General features: G+C 31.8%; 1 protein-coding gene. It reads right to left on the reverse strand.

Features of this window, described 5'->3' with window-relative positions; genetic code table 11:
* Positions 1-130: 130 nt before the first annotated feature.
* Positions 131-334: a hypothetical protein gene (locus ABWO04_RS11185; protein ID WP_353079772.1), complete on the reverse strand. Its 204-nt coding sequence runs from the start codon at positions 332-334 to the stop codon at positions 131-133.
* Between the last annotated feature and the right edge of the window lie 2,075 nt (positions 335-2,409).

Here is a 2,409-nt window from a genome sequence, read left to right on the forward strand (position 1 = left end):
AAAAAACATTGAAGTGAGAGTTCAATTGTACATAAAAGAATGTAAAATGTCCATTATTGATGAGTGATGACATCAGGTTAACGAAAATTTTACTGTTCTTTTTATTTCGATCTATACCCTTCTTCCCTCTTTATTTCTCATTATTTCTCATCCCTTCTGCCTTACCAATCTTTGAGCGATGCTTTACAACTATATACATCTTTTTTTTGAGGTCTGGGATTATATTTACAGCAGATAATCCTAGCTTGCTGAGGATTGTAGCTTTAACCTCTCTTGACTTGTTCTGGCTACCATCTTCTGCTTTAGTTTTGAATACGACAACTTTTTTATGCAATATGGCAATTTAAAAACAAAGAAAAAAAAACATTAAAAGCAACAAGAAAAACTAAAAAAATACAATAAAGTATATTATCATTATTATCATGAAAAGTGAAGAAAGTCTCCAATTAGCGAAAACTGGTTAGAGATGGCCGAACCCGTTCTATTCTCTTTTGTCCAAAATCACGATCCATACATACCCAGGGAAAATGAAAAAAAGCAGAAAACAAGAAAAACGAAAAAAAAAACTTTTTACCCTTATTGCTGAATCTTTTTGAGCCTATCTTTTGAACCTTTCTTTACCAAACGGTTATGAACTTTTATTTCACTTTTACTCTGTTATCCATTGAAGTTTGAATTTTTACTAATGAAACTAATGAAGCGTCCCGGGGGCGAAACCGAGGCGGGGATTTACTTTCAGCAGCTTCGAAAATAATTTTATTTTTTTTTAGAATCTGATTTTCTTTTTTTATTAAAGAAAAATAACTCTTTCTTTTTTCCAAGACTTAAGTAAATATTTCTCGGTAGATTTTGATTTTCTTTCTCTTAGTAAAGAAAAATTCTTGAATTGCTTCGTTGACTGGAAGAAACGAGATTCGTTGAATGAAATAGTCGAAAAGATAGTAGAGGTCTTTAGTCTTTTCCAACCCCCATGTTTGGATAAACCAAAACAAAGAAGTGCATAAGAAAATCCATAAAAATTATAAAAATTTGAGAAAAATAATAAAAATATTAGTTAGAAACTTACTGTAAATTTTTATTTCTTAAATTCAAAAGAAAAGCCGAACTGTTTTTCTTTATTTCATTTTTATCACATATTTTGGGAGTAAGTTGAAAAATCGATCACAGTTAACGTTCTTTTTCATCCAAAAAGCGTTCAAAGAGGGCCAATCATCTTTTTCAAGCTGTTCAAAGCAACTTAGAATTTGTTAGCGATTATTCTTACTATCAAGCTAAGCTAAAAATAAAAAAAAACTAATATAACGAAAAAACTAAAAAAAATCTTCGATTTTAAACAGTCATTAAATCAAAGGTACTTGGAAAAAATATTTATTTTATCCGCCATAACATCTGGAGGAACAACTAAACGTAATTTTTTGGTACATTCATTTTTCTTCTTGTAATCTTTTAAAGACTTCTGACAATATTTTTAGTAATTCTCGATCCTGCCGTGTAGCATTCCCACTTGCAATCCATAGAAAAATACTCCAAAGTCACATCTACTAATGTTGAAAGGAACCAAACAGAATAATAGGAAACTTTAAGATATCGAATTATGAACTCTTGGCATTTTATCTAGCCACTATGAAAATACCCTTCGATAACAGCACGTTGAAGTACTCCCACCTTACATCAGGGAAGAGTGAACTAGAAGAACTGCATTTGTAATACGAAAAACAGGGACTTTTATCGCTTAACGACCAAAACTTTATGGTACTTGCCCCCAATCATACCATCCTGCCGGCCCAAGTGTCTAACACCAGTATTGTTGAGAGAGTTTTTGTCAATGACCAATAAAAGATAACATCTCCCAAAAACCACCGTCTCCTCATGCATTTTTCTAGGAAATCACTAAAGAAATTATCAACCCATTACTTAAGAGAACCTATTTTTACTTCTATAAGCATAAAACGCAACCTACGTAAATTAACTTTTGTAAAACCGTGGCCTTATAACTTTTGTAAACTTTTGAACTAAAAATAACAGGTATAAGGAAAAAACTGACTCTTGTCTGGAAGAACCGGACAAATCAAGCAAGACTTTTTATGGTTACTTATGTTGTCAAGAGGTGGCATGTCATAGCAGCTTACTATACGTTGGGACAGCTTAGCTTTACAGGTCACACAAGCAGGGCAGCAAGGTATACTTATAAAAGGTGAGTTGGTGTGGATCCAATGAATAGTCGAAACGAAAAATAATTTTCCCTAATTGACTTAGTTGAGAAATCTGAAGACGATCACAGGCTGTGTTAAGAACTACGATTAGATTAAGGATCATTGAAAGTAAAATTCCAAAAACACGAATACAAAATAAAATTCCAAAAACACGAATTCAAAATAAAAAATACCAAAAACACGAATACAAAATAAA

The sequence above is a fragment of the Flavobacterium sp. genome (assembly GCF_040382755.1).
In the GTDB taxonomy this organism is placed as follows: domain Bacteria; phylum Bacteroidota; class Bacteroidia; order Flavobacteriales; family Flavobacteriaceae; genus Flavobacterium.